Below are 15,846 nucleotides of genomic sequence, written 5' to 3' on the forward strand. Positions count from 1 at the left end.
GGTTGCCCGTCACGAGAGTCTGCATCGTCAGCATCAATCCGCCTTCACATAGTCCTTCGCGATGATCGCGTTCGCATCAAAGCCCTTGTCGGCAAAACCCTGCTCCTGGAGCCATTTGATCTGGTTGTCGACGTTCTTCACATCCAGCTTGCCGTCGGGGTCAATATAGGCACAGTTGCCAACCACCTGCTCGACCGGGAGGTTGGTATACTTGGCAATGATCTCCAAGAGCGGCTTGGTCTGGTCGTTGACCGGCGCAACACCGTCCTTCATCGCCGCGAGGATGACGTCGTGATATTCGCGATCGGCCTTCGCCAGAGCGGCGAGCAGTTTTGTCACCAGCGCCTTGTTGGTCAGCGTCTTCGGCGAAGCGAACACCGCCCCTAACTGCCAGGGCGTCTCGTCGCCGACCCAGCCCAAAAATTTCGCGCCGCCCTCATCGATCAGCTTTCGCGCCGTCGAGACCGGAAGCAGCGCCGCATCGACGGTCTCGCCCTTTAGCGCAGCCGCAGCATTCGACAGCGATTGCAGCGGCACGATCTTCACGTCCGCGAGCTTGAAGCCATATTTGTCGGCGAGCAGCCCGAGCGAGTAATGAAAGCTCGATCCGACCTGCGTCACCGCCACGCGCTTGCCCGCAAGATCCTTCGGCGTCTTCAGGCCGGCGGCATAGGCGTTGTTGCTGGCGAAATAGCCGATCAGGGGATAGCCGGCCTTCTCGCGGCTCATGCCGCCGATCACCTTCAGCGTCCCCTTGCCGGCGAGATTGTAGAGACCGGCGGTGAAGGCGGTGATGCCGAAATCGACGTCGCCCGATGTGGTGGCGACCGCGATCGGCTGCGCCGCGTCGAAGAACTTCAGCTCGACCTCCAAGCCGGCCTCGCGAAAATAGCCCTTGTCCTGCGCAATGAAGACCGGCGCGGAGGACGACAGACGAAGCACGCCGATCTTCGCCTTCAGCGCGTCTTCGGCCCGGGCCGTGCTCATCGCCGTGATCGCCAAAAGGCCCACCAGCGCGAGCCGCGCCATCCCCATCATCCCATTTCCTCCAGTGCTTCTCTTGGGCATTCTCTTGCAGTCCGCTACAGGCCCTTGGGCACCGTCTGGTCCCGCCCGATGAAGGCGCCCTGCCGTTTCAACGTTTCCTGCAATTTTTCAACGGCGATGTCACGTGGCATCCGGTTTCCGGCCAGCGCCAGGGCGGCAGCGGAACCGGCCGCCTCCCCCATCACGAAACACGCACCGGAGACCCGTGCCGCCGATTGGCCCTCATGGGTCATGGAGGCACAGCGGCCGGCGACCAGGAGATTGTCGACGCCTTCGGGCACCAGCATCCGGTACGGCAGCTCGTTATAGCCGCGCGAGTCCGGGATCGGCGGAAAGGTGAAGACCACGTCGCCGGGCACATGGGCCTCGATCGGCCAGCCATTGACGCCGATCGAATCCTCGAACGAAGCGCAGCCGAGCACGTCCTCGCCGCTGAGCTGGTAGCCGCCGCTAATGCGGCGGGTCTCGCGGATGCCGAGCTGCGGCGGCAGGTCGACGATGTAGGAATTTTCGAAGCCCGGCACAGTGCGCAGGAACTCGAACGCGGCGAGCGCCTGCTTGCGGCCCTCGATCTCGCCGCGGGTGAGGTCGTCGGGCTCGACGCCATTGATGGCGTGGCCGTCCTCGCGCGCGACTTGCGTGAAATTCACCCGCCATTCGATGCCGGACTTTTGCGGCCGCACGATCGCGCTCTTGCGTGGGAATTTGTGCGTGCCGGCGGCAGTGGCCTTCTCCATCAATTGCGGAATGGTTCGCCAGGCCTCCCCTGCCTTCGCAGGATCGATGCCGTTGAGACGCAGCATCATCGAGGGGTACATCGGATGGCCATGCTCGTCGCCGATCTCGAACGGCGCGCCGGCCCACACCGCGAGATCGCCGTCGCCCGAGCAGTCGATGAAGATCTCAGATCGCACCGCCTGCCGGCCCGCCTTGGTCTCGACCATCAGCGCATCGATGCGGCGGTCATCGCCCATCACCACGCCGGCGCCGAGCGCGTGAAAGAGGATGTGCACCTTATGGCTGGCAAGCAGCTCGTCGGCCGCGATCTTGTAGGCGGCGGTGTCATAGGCCTGGGCAAAGACCTTGCCGAGGATCAGGTGCGGCGCATTGAGACCGTTGAGCCGATCGATCCGCGCCAGCAGCTCCGAGGCCATGCCCTGCACCAAGCGGCGATGCTCGCCGTAGACATTGCCGTGCAGGCCGCAGAAATTGGTGACGCCGGCTGCCGTGCCCATGCCGCCGAGAAAGCCGTAGCGCTCGACCAGCAGAGTCTTCCGCCCCGCGCGCGCCGCTGACGCCGCCGCAACGATGCCGGCCGGGCCGCCGCCGAGCACGACGACTTCATATTCGCCATAGAGCGGCACCTGTCGTGCCGGTTCTTCGATCATCGCCCGCATGACGCGTCCCTGTTCACAACTCTCTTGCTTGAGGCCGACTATGGATCAGTGCGCACTGAGCTACAATCCACCAAAAAAGCTCGCGATCGACGAGCGCAGGACACTGGAAACGCTGCGCCGGATGCGGCAGGACGATGATGCCGTCTATCGCAGCATCAACAACATCTGCCGCGGCTGCTGAACGCCTAACCTTTGCCGCCCCGCCAATTCGCCGCCCGCTTCTCGGCAAACGAGGCCAGCCCTTCCGCCGCCTCTGCGCTCTGGCGCTTGACCGAATGCAGGTGCACGAGGCGCGTGTAAGCGGCATCGTCCACCGCCATGCCGCCGAACGAGCTCTCCATCGCGAGCATTTTGGTTTCGGCCATCGCTTCCGGCCCGTTGGCGAGCAACTGCTCGACCACCTTGCTGCCTGCGGCCTCCAGTTCGGCGAGCGGCACCACCTCGTGGACGAGGCCGATGCGGCGGGCGTCCTCGGCGCCAAAGCGCTCGCCGGTCAGCGCGTAGCGGCGGACTTGCCGTACACTCATTGCGTCGCAGAGCTGCGGGATGATGATGGCGGCGGTCAGGCCCCAGCGCACCTCGGTGATCGAGAACAGGGCGTTGTCCGCGGCGATCACGACGTCGCAGGCCGCGATCACGCCGGTGCCGCCACCGAAGCAGCCGCCCTGCACCAGCGCGACCGTCGGAACCGGCAGCGTGTTGAGCCGCTGCACGGCCTCGAAGGTCGCTCGCGAGGCCGCCTCGTTCGCTTGGGTCGATTGCGGTCGCACGCCGTTGATCCATTTGAGGTCGGCGCCGGCTTGGAAATGCTTGCCATTGCCCCGGAGCACGACGACGCGGAGGCTCTGCTTCTTGCCGAGATCGTCCATGGCCGCGAGCACGCTCGCGATCAACGCGCCGTCATAGGCGTTGTTGACCTCGGGACGGTTCAGGGTGACGGTCGCAACGCCGCGCTCGTCGAGGGTCCACAACACTGGATTGGCGGTCATCGGCGATCCTCCGGTCGATTTGTTTGCCGCGCACTATGGCCGAGGCCGCGCGCCCTGATCCATATCTTTCCGGCGTGGGGCGGCCGCGTCCATCGCATGGCGGCTTGTGTCATGCTGGCACCAGGCGGCAAGAGATCAGGACGGGACACAGACATGCGCATCTGCATTTTCGGCGCGGGCGCCGTCGGCAGCCACATTGCGGTACGGCTGGCACGCGCGGGCCATGAGGTCAGTTGCGTGATGCGGGGGGCGCACCTGGAGGCGGCGCGCGCCGGCGGCCTCAAGCTGCGCGTCGGCGATTCCGAGGTCGGCGCCAAGGTGAACGCGTCCGGCGATCCGGCCCAACTCGGGCCGCAGGACGTCGTGATCTCGACGCTGAAAGCAACCGCGCTTCAGGGACTGGTCTCCAGCATCAAGCCGCTGCTGCAAGACGACACCGCGATCGTGTTCGCGCAGAACGGCATTCCCTGGTGGTACGGCATCGGCCTGCCGCCGCGACACCCCACGCCGCCGGACATTTCGTTTCTCGATCCCGGCGGGCGCTTGCGCGCCTGCATCCCGAAGGAACGCATCGTCGGCGGCATCGTCTTCTCGTCCAACGAGGTGATCGCGCCCGGCGTGGTGCAGAACCTCACCCCGGACCGCAACCGCCTCTTGATCGGCGAATGCGACGACCGCAATTCCGAGCGCATCACCAGGCTGCGCGGTGTCTTCAACGATGCCCGGCTGGAATCGCCGCCGGTGGCCGAGATCCGCGAGGCGATCTGGTCAAAGCTCCTGACTAACATGTCGCTGTCGGTGCTGTGCCTGCTCACCGGCCAGACCGCGCGCGGCGTGCGCGACGATCCCGCCTTCACTGAAGTCATTCCGCGCATGCTGAACGAGGCCAACGACATCGCCCAGCACTTCATCCCCGAGGTCAAGCGCGTGACCCGCAGCGGCCCCGCCCCCAATCACAAGCCATCGCTGCTCCAGGATTACGAGCTCGGTCGCGCCATGGAGATCGACGTGCTGGTGAAGGCGCCGGCCGCCTTCGCGCGCGCCGCCGGCCTATCGACGCCTGCCCTCGACCTGATCGCCGCGCTGGCGATCCAGAAGGCGCGCGACAAGGGGCTCTATGCGGCGTGAGCTTCAGGCAAGCCCATCGATCCAAGCCGCCAGCGTGTCGAGCACCTCTGTCAGCGCCTCGTCATTGCTGCGGCCGGACTTTTTCAGGACCGCGAAGGAGTGATCGCCGCCCTCGATCTCATGCAGCGTCGCCTTCGCTCCGAGCCGCGCGACGACCGGCTTGAGATGGCCGAGATCGGCAAGCCCGTCGCGCGTCCCCTGCAGGAACAGCATCGGGATTGCGATGGCGGCGAGATGCTCGGCCCGATCGACCGACGGCTTTTTGTCGGCATGCAGGGGAAAGCCGAGGAAGGCGAGCCCTTTGACGTGAGGCAATGGGGCCTTGGACTGCGCCTGCGAGGTCATGCGCCCGCCGAACGACTTCCCGCCGGCCACGAGCTTCAATCCCGGGCACAGCCGCGCCGCCTCCACGGCCGCCGCGCGGATCGCGACGTGGGCGACCGCCGGTGGATCGGGACGCCGCTGCTTCTTCTCCATGTACGGGAAATTGAAGCGAAGCGTCGCGATGCCGCGGTCAGCGAGACCTTGTGCGACCTTCTCCATGAACGCATGCCGCATATCGGCGCCTGCGCCGTGCGCCAGCACGTAGCAGGCGCGCGCCTCGGCCGGCTGCGTCAGGATCGCCGAGACTGTGCCGATGCGCTCGATGTCGAGCTTGAGCTCTTGAGTTTTGGCAGCCAAAATCAGACACCCTGATGCATTTCCGGCCGCCTTGGTAGCGTCACTGGCGCAGCCTGAAAACACAATAATTGCCGCGCCCTGCCGGCCTACCAAGCCGGACAGCCGCATTAACCGAGGTAACCATGTCCTACCGCTCCTCCTGGATGACCGAAGAGCTCGAAATCTTCCGCGACCAGTTCCGGAAATATCTCGCCAAGGATCTGGCGCCGCACGCGCAAAAATGGCGCGAGCAGAAAATGGTCGACCGCTTCGCCTGGCGCGGGCTCGGCGAGATGGGGGCGCTGCTGGCAAGCGTGCCGGAGGAATATGGCGGGTTGGGCGCCACCTTCGCCTATGACGCGGCGGTGCTGGACGATCTCGAAAGCACGGTGCCGGAGCTGACGACGGGGGTCTCCGTGCACAGCGCCATCGTCGCGCACTATATTCTCAATTACGGCTCGGAGGAGCAGAAGAAGCGCTGGCTGCCGAAGATGGCCTCGGGCGAGATGGTCGGCGCCATCGCCATGACCGAGCCCGGCACGGGCTCGGATCTGCAGGCCGTGAAGACCACGGCGAAGAAGCAGGGCAATTCCTACGTCATCAACGGCCAGAAGACGTTCATCACCAACGGCCAGGCCGCTGATCTCGTCATCGTGGTCGCACGTACCGGCGAGGCGGGCGCGAAAGGCATCTCGCTGATCGTGGTCGAGACGGCGGGCACTGAAGGCTATCGGCGCGGGCGCAACCTCGACAAGATCGGCCTGCACGCCTCCGACACGTCGGAGCTGTTCTTCGACAATGTCACCGTGCCGCCGGACAACCTGCTCGGCAAGGAGGAAGGCCAGGGCTTTGTCCAGCTGATGCAGCAATTGCCGCAGGAGCGCCTCGCGCTCGCGGTCGGCGCCGTCGCCGCGATGGAGCGTGCGATCAAGCTCACCACCGACTACACCAAGGAGCGGAAAGCCTTCGGCAAACCGCTGATGGACTTCCAGAACACCGCGTTCAAGCTCGCCGAGCGCAAGACCGAGGCGATGATCGCGCGCGTCTTCGTCGACTGGTGCATCGAGCGCCTGATCGCAAAAGACCTCGACACGGTCACGGCGTCGATGGCGAAATATTGGTGCTCGGAGAAGCAGGTCGAGACCGCCGACGAATGCCTGCAGCTGTTCGGTGGCTACGGCTACATGCAGGAATACCCGATCTCACGCATCTTCATCGATTCCCGCATCCAGAAGATCTACGGCGGCACCAACGAGATCATGAAGCTGTTGATTGCAAGGTCGCTGTAATCGCGTCCTGCTCAATTCGGATGCCACCAGCGGCCGCCGATAACGACACCGTCGGAGACGATCTTGCGATCGCCGATCAGGTGCTCGCCGACGACGTCCTCGTAATCGAACTGGCCCTGCTTGACCGAGATCAGCGTGGCGTCGCCGACGCTGCCCGGTTTGAGGCTGCCGAGCTCGGGGCGGCGCAGCGCCATCGCCGCATTCACCGTCGAAGCCGCAATCACATCCGGTAGCTCCATGCCCATGCACAGGAATTTCGACATGGTCGTGACCTGGTCATAGGCGGGGCCGTCGATGCACAGCATGTGGATGTCGGACGAGATCGTGTCCGGATAGAAGCCGTTGGCGAGCATCGCGCGCGCGGTCTTGAACGCGAACGAGCCCTTGCCGTGACCGATGTCGAACAGCACGCCGCGCTCGCGTGCATCCAGCACCGCCTTCTTCACCGTGCCCTGCGCGGTCGCGGGCGTGTTGGGGAAGGGGCGGAACGCGTGGGTGAGCACGTCGCCTGGGCGCAGGCGGGCCAGCACCTCCTCATAGCTCGGCGGCGGGTGATCGATATGCGCCATCAGGGGCATGCCGACCTCGTTCGCGACTTGGAGCGCGATGTCGAGCGGCACGGTTCCGGACGTGCCCGAGGAGTGCAGGCCCACACGCACCTTGATGCCGACGATGAGATCGCGATTGGCATCCGCCACCTTGGCCGCGTCGATCGGATTCATCAGCCGCAGCTCCTCGCTCTCGCCGACCATGATCCGGTGCGAGAAGCCGAAGATGCCGGCATGCGAGACGTGCAGATAAGCGAGAATGCGGACCTGGCTCGGCTCGATCACATGCTTGCGAAAGCCTGCGAAATTGCCCGGCCCGGCGCTGCCGGTATCCACCGCCGTGGTGACGCCGGAGAGGCGGCAGAACTCCTCGGCATCGATGCCGAGCGAGGTGCCGCCCCAATAGACATGGGTGTGCAGATCGATCAGCCCCGGCGTCACGATGTAGCGTGACGCGTCACGGACCTCGGTGCCCGGATCGGCCTTGAGCCCGCTGCCGACCGCTGCCACCTTGCCGCCGGCAAAAGCGACATCGGTCACGGCATCGAGCTTCTGGGACGGATCGACCACACGGCCGCCGCGCAGGATCAGGTCGAAAGGCATCGTCGTCTCCGGATAGTGCTGTGAGGTGTGGCGGGCACGTCGGCCGGGCCAGCAAGGAAGGAAGCCGCTCGCTTCTAGCAATTTTTGCGCCGAGCGGCGTGGCAAACCGTAACGGTGCCCTGAAAATGGCGATCCCGGGAAGACTCGAACTTCCGACCTACGGTTTAGGAAACCGCCGCTCTATCCGGCTGAGCTACGGGACCGCGGAACCCGGAGTTGCGGGTTCGGCCCCCTCATAGCAGAGCAGGATGCCGTTCGCCAGCCGCAAGGCGGGTCATCGCCAAGCCGAGCGAGGAGGCTGTACAATCGCGTCTGGGTTGACCCTGCGGAGCAGCTCCCATGATCGAAAGCATCAGCGCTATCACCCTCGGCACGCACGACATGGCGCGCGCCGTTCACTTCTATCATTCGCTGGGGTTCGAGCTCCTCTATGGCGGAAAAGCCGCGGCATTTACCAGCTTTCGCGCCGGGACCGGCTATCTCAACCTGACGGCACAGCCGGACGACAAGCGCTGGTCCTGGTGGGGCCGCGTCATCTTCTATGTCGCCGATGTCGACGCGACTTTTGAGCAGGCGCGCGCCGCCGGATGGCGGCCCTCGACCACGCCGCGCGATGCGGAATGGGGCGAACGTTATTTCCATCTCACCGACCCCGATGGCCATGAGCTCAGCTTCGCGCGGCCGCTCCGCGGAGTTTGAAGAGGCCGGATAGCTAAGCCCTGATATTGTTATCCTTTACCACCTTGCCCCAATAAGCGACCTGCTTGTCGAAGAAGCCCTTGAACGCGGCGCCGTCCTCGAGCAGCAGCGTCATGTGCTGGGTGTCCTTGAGCTGGGCGGCGGTCGCGGGCTCACTCAGGATCTCCTTGGAGGCCGTCGCCATGGCCGAAACGATGTCCGGCGGCGTGCCGGCGGGCGCGAAGATGCCCCACCAGGCGAGCGTCTCGAAGTCCGGAAAGCCCGCCTCGATCGCGGTCTGCGTGTCCGGCAGTGCCGGCAGCCGCTCGCGGCCAAGCTGCAGGATCGGTCGCAGCATGTTGGTGCCGAGCTGGGCTGCGACCAGCGCCGCCGATCCCGCAATCAGATCGACATGGCCCCCGAGCACGTCGTTCATCGCCGGGCCGCCGCCGCGATAGGGTACGTGCATGATCTCGACACCGGCCTTGCTGCCGAGCACGGTCATGGCGAGATGGCCGAGCGTGCCGATGCCGACCGAGGCATATTTCACCGCGCCGGGCGTCGCCTTGCAGGCCGCCACCACGTCCGCGAAACTCTTGTAGGGACGGCCGGCGCCGGCCGCGATGACGTAAGGCGCGGTGCCGATCAGCAGGACCGGCATCAGCTCACGCTCGACATCCACCGGCGGCTTGTCGAGGATGGATGGAATCACCGCATGGGAATCGAACGTCACCAAAAATGTCGAGCCGTCCGCGGGGCTCTTGGCCACCTGCGCCGCTCCGAGCGCGCCAGCGGCGCCCGACTTGTTCTCGACCACGACGATGCGGCCAAGCCTGGTTTGCAGATTGGACTGCAACAGCCGCGCCATCGCGTCGGTCGATCCGCCCGGCGGAAACGGCACCACGAGCGTGATCTTGCTCCCTTGCGCCGCCGCCTGCGCCATTGCGAGGATGGCCGGCGCAGCCAGGAGCGTACGTCGCGTGATCGTCATGGTCCCCTCCCTTTGATCCCCGCGCGCTTTGCTTTTTCTTTTGAGCGCTTCAGGTCGTCCCGAAACCGGATCCCGGTTTCCTGTATTCTGGCCTTGGTGGACTAAAGATGTCCAGCACGCGGGCGCCGTCGGGGCCGGCGCGCATCGTGTGCGGCACGTTGCCGGGTGTGCGCCAGAAATCGCCCTTCTTGACCGGGATTTCCTCATCGCCCTGGACGCGGATGGCGGAGCCGTCGAGCAGCACGCCCCATTGCTCCTCGGGATGATGGTGCAGCGTGCCCTGCGCGTGCGGCGCGAGCGTCACCACCGACAGCATCGCCTGCTCGCCGGAGAAGATGCGCGTGGTCACCCCAGCCGCGAGTTCGCGAAACAGCCCGTCGCTGGGATCATCGATATTGTGGAATTCATTCTTCTGGCTCATGCCATCCTCTCTTGTCGTCGCCTGATCAGGACTTGCCGTAGGAGCCCTGGTAGCGCCCCTCGCGAATCGCCTTCAGCGTCTCCTCCTCGCGCGCGACCTGGACGCGCACCGCCTCCAGCAGAGCCGCGGCGCCCGCGGCGGGAAACGACACCACGCCGTCCTCGTCGCCGACGACGATATCGCCGGGCGCAATCACGCTGCCGCCGATCGTGACCGGCACGTTGATCTCGCCGGGGCCGTTCTTGTAGGGGCCGCGATGGATCACCGCGCGGGCGTAGCAGGGAAAGTCGTCGGCCGCGAACGCCGCAACGTCGCGGATCGCGCCGTCGATGACATAGCCTTCGGCTTTGCGCCATTGCGCGATGTTCTTCATGATCTCGCCGACCAGGGCTCGCGACTCGTCGCCGCCGCCATCGACCACGATGACGTCGCCAGGGCCGACCAGCTCGAGCGCGCGGTGGATGGCGAGATTGTCGCCGGGACGGGTGCGCACCGTGAAGGCCGCTCCCACCAGCTTGCCGCCGCGATGAAAGGGCCTTAACCCCACTGCGCCCGGCAGCCGGGCCAGATTGTCTGAGATCACCGAGGTCGGCGCGTCGCCGAAACCTGCGATGATGCTCGCCGGCGGCTTCGGCACGCTGCTCGCTGCGATGGTGATCGTCATGTCGTCCTTCCGTGTTCTTGTCCGTGTTTTTGTCTTATTCGGCGTGCGCCCGCGCCTTCGCCGGCCAAATCCGGAAGGCGCGCCCCTCCTTCATCCACGCCGCGCGCTCGTCGCGCAACAGGGTGCGGCGGACTTTGCCGGAATCATCGCGCGGCGGCGCGTTGACGATCTCGAAACTCTCCGGGTGCTTGTAGCGGCTGAGCTTGTCCTTCAGGAAATCGGCCACGCCATCAGCGATGGCCTGACCGTCGGCATCGGGCTCCGGCTCGATGATGGCGTGGACGCGCTGGCCCAATTCCGGATCGGGCAATCCCACCACGACGCAGGAACGCACGCCGGGACAGGCGGAGACGGCGGCCTCAACCTCGGCCGGATAGATGTTGGCGCCGCCGCGCAGGATCATGTCGGCAAGACGGTCACCGAGATAGAGATAGCCTTCCGCATCCAGCCGGCCGATATCGCCAAGCGATTCCCAGCCGTCGGCACGGCGCTTCGGCTCGGCGCCGAGATAGTGATAGGTCGCGTCCGTGCCGTCATTGTTGAGGAAATAGATCTCGCCGGTCTCGCCAAGCGCGACATCGTTGCCGTCCTCGCCGATGATGCGAAGCTTCGCCATGTCGCCGATCTTGCCGACCGAACCCTTGTGCGTCAGCCATTCCGTACCGGAGATGATGCAGGCGCCCTGGCGCTCGGTGCCGCCATAGAGCTCCCAGATCCGCTCGGGCCCGAGCCAGGCGATCCAGTTCTCCTTCAGCCAGGGCGGCATCGGAGCAGCCATATGGAAAACCGTCTGAAGACTCGATACATCGTAGGCGTTGCGCACGGTCTCCGGCAGCGCCCAGATCCGGTGCATCATGGTCGGCACGAAATTGACCCATTGCACGCGCTCGCGTTCGATCTGCCGCAGCGTCTCCTCAGCGTCGAACTTGACGAGGCCGGTGAGCTTGCCGCCGGCGAACAGCGCGTAATGCGACACGATGAACGGCGCATTGTGATACAGCGGGCCGGGATTGAGCAGTGAGACCCCGAAGGGGATATTCAGCGGCGGCGCAGCGACGGTGTCGGTCACTGCCGGATGATGGTCGAGGATCACCTTGGGACGGCCGGTCGAGCCGCCTGAGGTCATGGCCTTCCAGTAGCGCGCCACCGGCGGGTCGAGCGGCTCGTCCGAAAAACCTTGCGGCACGAAATCAGCCGGGAGACGGTTCGGCGCGTTCCAATCGGCCTCGCCGCCGACCACCAGCGCCGGCTTGAGGATGTCGAGCACCGCGGCGGCTTCGCCGCGCGGCAGCCGCCACGACAGCGAGGTCGGCGTTGCCCCGCACTTCCACACCGCAAAGGATGTCTCGAAGAACGCGTTGCTGTTGGGTAATCCGATCGCGACGAAGTCACCGGGCTTGACGCCCTTGGCCATGAACGCCCGCGCGCGCCGGTTGGCGCCACGCTCGAGCTCGTCCCATGTCAGCGTCTCCTGCCCATGACGGACGGCGATCGTGCCGTGCGGTTTGCGCTCAGCGTACCAGCGCGGCACGTCGGACAGAGGCAGCAGCATCAGGCGTTTCCACTTCGTCTTTTTGGCGCCGCCTCACGATGAGGCGCTCACAGTGCGAAGTGTAACAGCCAAAGCCAAGCCTTCAAGGCACAAGCCTTCAAGGCATGCGCATCAGCGCTCCGCGCTGCAGCCCGCACTATCGAACAGTGCCGCGAGCCCGCACCGCGAGGTCAGCATCTGGTCGCCGTCATGGCCGACGCCGGGAACGTCCAGATCTTGTGATTGGGCGTGCGGTGGTTGCGCTTGGCCATCGCCTCCGCATAGGCATGTCCGCGGGCGTAGCGCGTGGCGCCTTGCGCCTTCGCCATGCAGCTCTTGTCGAGCGCGCGATGCTCCGGATTGGTTCGAGGGTGCCGAGCAGATAGATCACCTCGCGCTCGACATAGCGCTGTTCGAGCGCGGCCGGCGCCACGTTCGCACCAGGGCGGTTGCGACGATACCTGCCAGCGCTCGCAACGGACATTCTCCTTCGAATTCAGACCAATAAAAGTTTAAGCGCATCACCTGCCGCGCGGCTGTGACTCCCGCGCCACGTCAAGCAAAAAATGTCAGCAGCCCAGCCATGAAATTCCCGGGTTCCATGGGTGACAAGCCGGCGATAAAGAGGCAAAAATCCGGCTCGACTCAGGTGGGGTTGAGTCGTGCAAGGAATGCTCTCGTAAAATGTCGGTCGTAGTTGCATCGCGTCGTGCGGCGCCGCTTCTCGTTACCGCAGCAGGATTATTTCTGCTGACGCTGCCGCATGCCCGGGCGCAATGGTGGAAGCGCGCGCCGGTCGACTTCGAGCAATGCGCTGACGCCGCCGAGAAATCTCCGACCAAGGCTGAGAAGACGGCGGCGCTCGCCGATTGCAACGCCAAGTTCGCTGGCCGCCGCAAGGCAGGCGGCGGCTATTCCTATTACGACTTCCTCCAGGATCGCACCTTCGACATCGCCGGGCCGAATCCGACCCCCGAGGAGCAGAAGAAGATCGACGAAGCCTACACCGCCTATCTCGCCAGTCAGCGCCGCAGCAATGAAGCGGCCCAAGCCACCGCGCGACAGCAGCGCGAGCAGCAGGAACAACAGGTCCAGCAGCTCCAGCAGATCGCACTGCGAACCGAGGTCGAACGCGCACGCGTGCCCGTCCCGGTTGAGCGGCCGAAGGTGCAGCAGACTGTCGGCCCGAAGCCGAAGGGCGCGCCCTGCACCAAGGGCTCGTTCTCCTGCGAGTGGCCGCGCCTGTCGGAAAGCTTGAACGATTTGAAGAAGTTGTTCAATCCAACGCAGAGCAAGCCGGCGAAGAAGGGTTAGCTGGCCGCTCCCAACTCCGCTGTCGTCCCGGACAACCTTAAGCGCAGATCCGAGACCCATCGCCACAGGGAGGAGTTGTCGCACGCAGTCGGCAACCACGAGTCTTCGCCACACCCAATCCTGTGATTATGGGTCGGGGATCGGCGCGCGCTTTGGGCGCGCTTGTCCGGGACGGCGGCGCAGAGCGTGGCGTCAGTTCGCGTGCTTCTTCTTAGTGCGCTTGGGTTTGATTGCGGGCGCCGCTGCCGTTGGCGGAGCGCTCAACGCCTTGCGGCTCTCCTGCAATCGCGCGTCATAGCCCGGAGAGTTCACGACCGTCGGCGGTCTTGCATCAGCGAACGTGGATGCGCCGCAGAGCGCAGCCAGCGCGAGCCCGATCATCAAACAACGCTTCATCGCACTGCTCCTTCGCGCTCACGCTGATCCGCGAATCTGCCGTGGCGTCAGCCCGGGTGAGCCCTTGCCCGCGACTTCGGCTTCCTTGATCAACGCAACAATGCGGCGCATCAGCGGCACGTCGATATTGTTCTGTTCGGCCAGCGCGATGACCGCGCCCTGAAGATAGTCGATCTCGGTCTTGCGCCCTTGCTTCAGGTCCTGCCACATCGAGGAACGCGCCTCGGGGTCGATCTTCATCGTGCGGCCCAGGATCGCATTGAAGATTACATCTGGCAGCCTCAGCAAGGTCGGCGTCCATCCCATTGGGATCGGCGTTGCCGAAACCGGCGCGATGCCGGCGGCCTTCAGCGCGGCGAGGCCCTCGGCCATCTGGTCCGCGAACAGCCTTCGCCAGTCGCGGCTCGCCAATTGAGCGGCGAGCGGCATGTCGGAGAGCGCGCTGAGCGCGTTGTTCAGATTGATGATCAGCTTACCCCATTGCACGCCGGTGATGTCGCGGCTCGCGCGCATGGTGAGCCCCGGAACCGAGAGCGCCGCGGCCGTGTTCTCCGCATCCTCTCCGATATGAATATCGCCGGAGGTCGAACGGTGGAAACGGCCCTCACCCATCGCGATCACGTTGAACGGCACCATGCCGGCGAGCACGCGCCGGCCGCCGAGACGCTCGCCTAGCACCGCGACATTGCCGATGCCGTTCTGAAGCGAGACCACGACGGCGTCGTGCGGCGCATGCTGCCCGATCTGCTCCGCGACATCGGCGGTGTCGGCGCTCTTCACCGTCACCAGCACGATGCCGGCGCTGTGGAAGATCGAAGGGTCCTCCGACAAAGCGAGCTGGCCAGCACCGAGCTTGTTCTCGGAGCCATCGTGGTCCGTCAGCCGCAGGCCGAAGTGTTCGATCTCGCCCTTCACCCGCGGCCGCACCAGCAGCGCGACGCGGCGGCCCGCGGCCGCCAGCATGCCGCCGACGAAACAGCCGATGGCGCCGGCGCCGGCCACCACGATCGGTCGATCCGTAAGCACTGATCTCGCTCCCTGAATGACCGGCCTTCGATAGCAGAGGCGAAGCCGGCTGCCCATCGCGTCGCAGCCGCCTTGTAACCGTCATGACTGCCCCATATGTTCTCGCCCCGGGGGCCTGTCAGCGGCGAGCGCTCGCCGAACGAGACGCCAAAGGGAGAGCACGATGGGTCTACTCGACGTCCTCAACGGCATGCAGAACGGCCCGCGCGGCCCCAGCACGCCCAGCTCCGAGCAATCCTCCGGCGGCATGTCGCCGATGACCATGGCGCTGCTCGGCCTGCTCGCCTGGAAAGCCTTCAAGCATATCACCGCAAACCAATCTGGCACGGCCCCGCAACCGTCGCCGACGCCTGCGCCGCCGCCGGTGAACACCGCAGACAGCGGTGGGCTTGGCGGTCTCGGAGGCTTGCTGAAGGGCGGCCTTGGCGGCCTGCTAGCGGGCGGCGCGGCCGGCACCGTGCTGAGCGGCGGGCTTGGCGATCTCCTCAACCAGCTCCAGCAGAGCGGCCATGGCGACGCCGCAAATTCCTGGGTCGGCAAGGGCGAGAACAAGCCGATTGCACCGGGCGATCTCGCCAGCGCGCTCGGCGCCGACCAGATCGACAGCCTGTCCGCCCAGAGCGGCCTGTCGCGCGAGGAGCTGCTCTCCGGCCTCAGCCAGTATCTGCCGCAGGTGGTCGACCATCTGACGCCGGACGGAAGGCTGCCGACCGAGGACGAGCTCTCGGGCCGCATCTGATTGTCGTCAAAGGGAGGGGAGCACTGTCATGAGCATGGGCGGCCTGTTGTGGATCATCCTCGTCGGCTTCGTTGCCGGCCTCATCGCGCGCTGGCTCGCGCCGGGGCCGAACAATCCGAGCGGCTTCATCCTCACCACCATCCTCGGCATCGCCGGCGCGTTTCTCGCGACCTTCGTCGGCCAGGCCATCGGCCATTACAGCCCCGACCAGGGCGCCGGCTTCATCATGGCCACGATCGGCGCCGTGGTGGTGCTGTTCATCTGGCACCGCCTGGTGGCCAGCGGCGTGATCAAGGGATGATCGCCGCAGGCCGTAGGGGAGCCTGCCGCCTCACACGGCGTCATTGCGAGGAGCTCTTGCGACGAAGCAATCCAGACCGTCGCCGCGGACGCTTTCTGGATTTGCTTCGCTTAGCTCGCAATGA

18 protein-coding genes, 1 tRNA gene and 1 pseudogene are annotated in these 15,846 nt (G+C 65.4%); 7 read left to right on the top strand and 13 right to left on the bottom strand.

Annotation, left to right across the window (positions count from 1 at the left end; all coding sequences use genetic code 11):
• Positions 1-33 precede the first annotated feature (33 nt).
• Together IVA91_RS08430 and IVA91_RS08435 are read right to left on the bottom strand one after the other, a co-directional pair.
• The gene (locus tag IVA91_RS08430; RefSeq protein WP_247276351.1) at positions 34-1,038 is read right to left on the bottom strand and encodes an ABC transporter substrate-binding protein; all 1,005 of its coding nucleotides are present in this window, start codon (positions 1,036-1,038) and stop codon (positions 34-36) included.
• A gap of 44 nt (positions 1,039-1,082) precedes the next feature.
• Positions 1,083-2,444, bottom strand: a complete 1,362-nt coding sequence (locus tag IVA91_RS08435) for an FAD-dependent oxidoreductase (RefSeq protein ID WP_247276350.1) — start codon at positions 2,442-2,444, stop codon at positions 1,083-1,085.
• Positions 2,445-2,484: 40 nt separating this feature from the next.
• Here IVA91_RS08435 and IVA91_RS08440 point away from each other — a divergent pair, with 40 nt between their 5' ends.
• Positions 2,485-2,625, top strand: coding sequence for a hypothetical protein (locus IVA91_RS08440; RefSeq protein WP_247276349.1), 141 nt, complete (start codon positions 2,485-2,487; stop codon positions 2,623-2,625).
• 4 nt (positions 2,626-2,629) lie between these two features.
• Here the strand turns inward: IVA91_RS08440 and IVA91_RS08445 are convergent, their stop codons facing one another.
• Positions 2,630-3,433, bottom strand: a complete 804-nt coding sequence (locus tag IVA91_RS08445) for an enoyl-CoA hydratase-related protein (RefSeq protein ID WP_247276348.1) — start codon at positions 3,431-3,433, stop codon at positions 2,630-2,632.
• 153 nt (positions 3,434-3,586) lie between these two features.
• On the opposite strand from IVA91_RS08445, the gene IVA91_RS08450 reads away from it, so the two are divergent.
• Positions 3,587-4,561: a ketopantoate reductase family protein gene (locus IVA91_RS08450; protein ID WP_247276347.1), complete on the top strand. Its 975-nt coding sequence runs from the start codon at positions 3,587-3,589 to the stop codon at positions 4,559-4,561.
• A gap of 3 nt (positions 4,562-4,564) precedes the next feature.
• On the opposite strand, the gene IVA91_RS08455 is transcribed toward IVA91_RS08450, so the two are convergent.
• A complete protein-coding gene (locus IVA91_RS08455) occupies positions 4,565-5,242 on the bottom strand; it encodes an alpha/beta family hydrolase (protein ID WP_247276346.1) in 678 nt (225 codons plus the stop codon).
• A gap of 122 nt (positions 5,243-5,364) precedes the next feature.
• Between IVA91_RS08455 and IVA91_RS08460 the strand changes: the two genes are divergently transcribed.
• Positions 5,365-6,510 carry an acyl-CoA dehydrogenase family protein gene (locus IVA91_RS08460; protein WP_247276345.1) on the top strand — a complete coding sequence of 382 codons (1,146 nt, stop codon included), beginning with the start codon at positions 5,365-5,367 and terminating at the stop codon, positions 6,508-6,510.
• Positions 6,511-6,521: 11 nt separating this feature from the next.
• Here the strand turns inward: IVA91_RS08460 and IVA91_RS08465 are convergent, their stop codons facing one another.
• Both IVA91_RS08465 and IVA91_RS08470 read right to left on the bottom strand, forming a co-directional pair.
• Complete coding sequence (locus tag IVA91_RS08465) at positions 6,522-7,661, bottom strand: amidohydrolase/deacetylase family metallohydrolase (protein WP_247276344.1); 1,140 nt, start codon at positions 7,659-7,661, stop codon at positions 6,522-6,524.
• 126 nt (positions 7,662-7,787) lie between these two features.
• Positions 7,788-7,864: transfer RNA gene (locus IVA91_RS08470), tRNA-Arg, on the bottom strand.
• 136 nt (positions 7,865-8,000) lie between these two features.
• Here IVA91_RS08470 and IVA91_RS08475 point away from each other — a divergent pair.
• On the top strand, positions 8,001-8,360 hold the full coding sequence (locus IVA91_RS08475) for a VOC family protein (RefSeq protein WP_247276343.1): 360 nt from the start codon (positions 8,001-8,003) through the stop codon (positions 8,358-8,360).
• 13 nt (positions 8,361-8,373) lie between these two features.
• On the opposite strand, the gene IVA91_RS08480 is transcribed toward IVA91_RS08475, so the two are convergent.
• The 5 genes and pseudogenes from IVA91_RS08480 to IVA91_RS08500 all read right to left on the bottom strand — a co-directional run.
• A complete protein-coding gene (locus tag IVA91_RS08480; RefSeq protein WP_247276342.1) occupies positions 8,374-9,330 on the bottom strand; it encodes a tripartite tricarboxylate transporter substrate-binding protein in 957 nt (318 codons plus the stop codon).
• 49 nt (positions 9,331-9,379) lie between these two features.
• Positions 9,380-9,751, bottom strand: a complete 372-nt coding sequence (locus IVA91_RS08485; protein WP_247276341.1) for a cupin domain-containing protein — start codon at positions 9,749-9,751, stop codon at positions 9,380-9,382.
• A 25-nt stretch (positions 9,752-9,776) separates the two neighbouring features.
• On the bottom strand, positions 9,777-10,415 hold the full coding sequence (locus IVA91_RS08490; protein WP_247276340.1) for an RraA family protein: 639 nt from the start codon (positions 10,413-10,415) through the stop codon (positions 9,777-9,779).
• 34 nt (positions 10,416-10,449) lie between these two features.
• Complete coding sequence (locus IVA91_RS08495; RefSeq protein ID WP_247276339.1) at positions 10,450-11,967, bottom strand: AMP-binding protein; 1,518 nt, start codon at positions 11,965-11,967, stop codon at positions 10,450-10,452.
• Between the two features lie 111 nt (positions 11,968-12,078).
• Positions 12,079-12,370 (bottom strand): annotated as a pseudogene (locus tag IVA91_RS08500) (alpha/beta hydrolase); the annotation flags it as partial.
• A 260-nt stretch (positions 12,371-12,630) separates the two neighbouring features.
• Between IVA91_RS08500 and IVA91_RS08505 the strand changes: the two are divergent.
• Complete coding sequence (locus tag IVA91_RS08505; protein ID WP_247276338.1) at positions 12,631-13,260, top strand: hypothetical protein; 630 nt, start codon at positions 12,631-12,633, stop codon at positions 13,258-13,260.
• Positions 13,261-13,452: 192 nt separating this feature from the next.
• Here the strand turns inward: IVA91_RS08505 and IVA91_RS08510 are convergent, their stop codons facing one another.
• Complete coding sequence (locus IVA91_RS08510; RefSeq protein WP_247276337.1) at positions 13,453-13,656, bottom strand: hypothetical protein; 204 nt, start codon at positions 13,654-13,656, stop codon at positions 13,453-13,455.
• An 18-nt stretch (positions 13,657-13,674) separates the two neighbouring features.
• Positions 13,675-14,682 (bottom strand): 2-dehydropantoate 2-reductase, encoded by a 1,008-nt coding sequence (locus tag IVA91_RS08515; RefSeq protein WP_247276336.1) that lies wholly within the window; start codon positions 14,680-14,682, stop codon positions 13,675-13,677.
• A gap of 163 nt (positions 14,683-14,845) precedes the next feature.
• Between IVA91_RS08515 and IVA91_RS08520 the strand changes: the two genes are divergently transcribed.
• Both IVA91_RS08520 and IVA91_RS08525 read left to right on the top strand, forming a co-directional pair.
• Positions 14,846-15,421 carry a YidB family protein gene (locus tag IVA91_RS08520; protein WP_247276335.1) on the top strand — a complete coding sequence of 192 codons (576 nt, stop codon included), beginning with the start codon at positions 14,846-14,848 and terminating at the stop codon, positions 15,419-15,421.
• Positions 15,422-15,449: 28 nt separating this feature from the next.
• Positions 15,450-15,722, top strand: coding sequence for a GlsB/YeaQ/YmgE family stress response membrane protein (locus IVA91_RS08525; RefSeq protein WP_247276334.1), 273 nt, complete (start codon positions 15,450-15,452; stop codon positions 15,720-15,722).
• The last annotated feature ends 124 nt before the right edge of the window (positions 15,723-15,846 follow it).

This window comes from Bradyrhizobium sp. 153, from assembly GCF_023073835.1.
Lineage (GTDB): Bacteria > Pseudomonadota > Alphaproteobacteria > Rhizobiales > Xanthobacteraceae > Bradyrhizobium.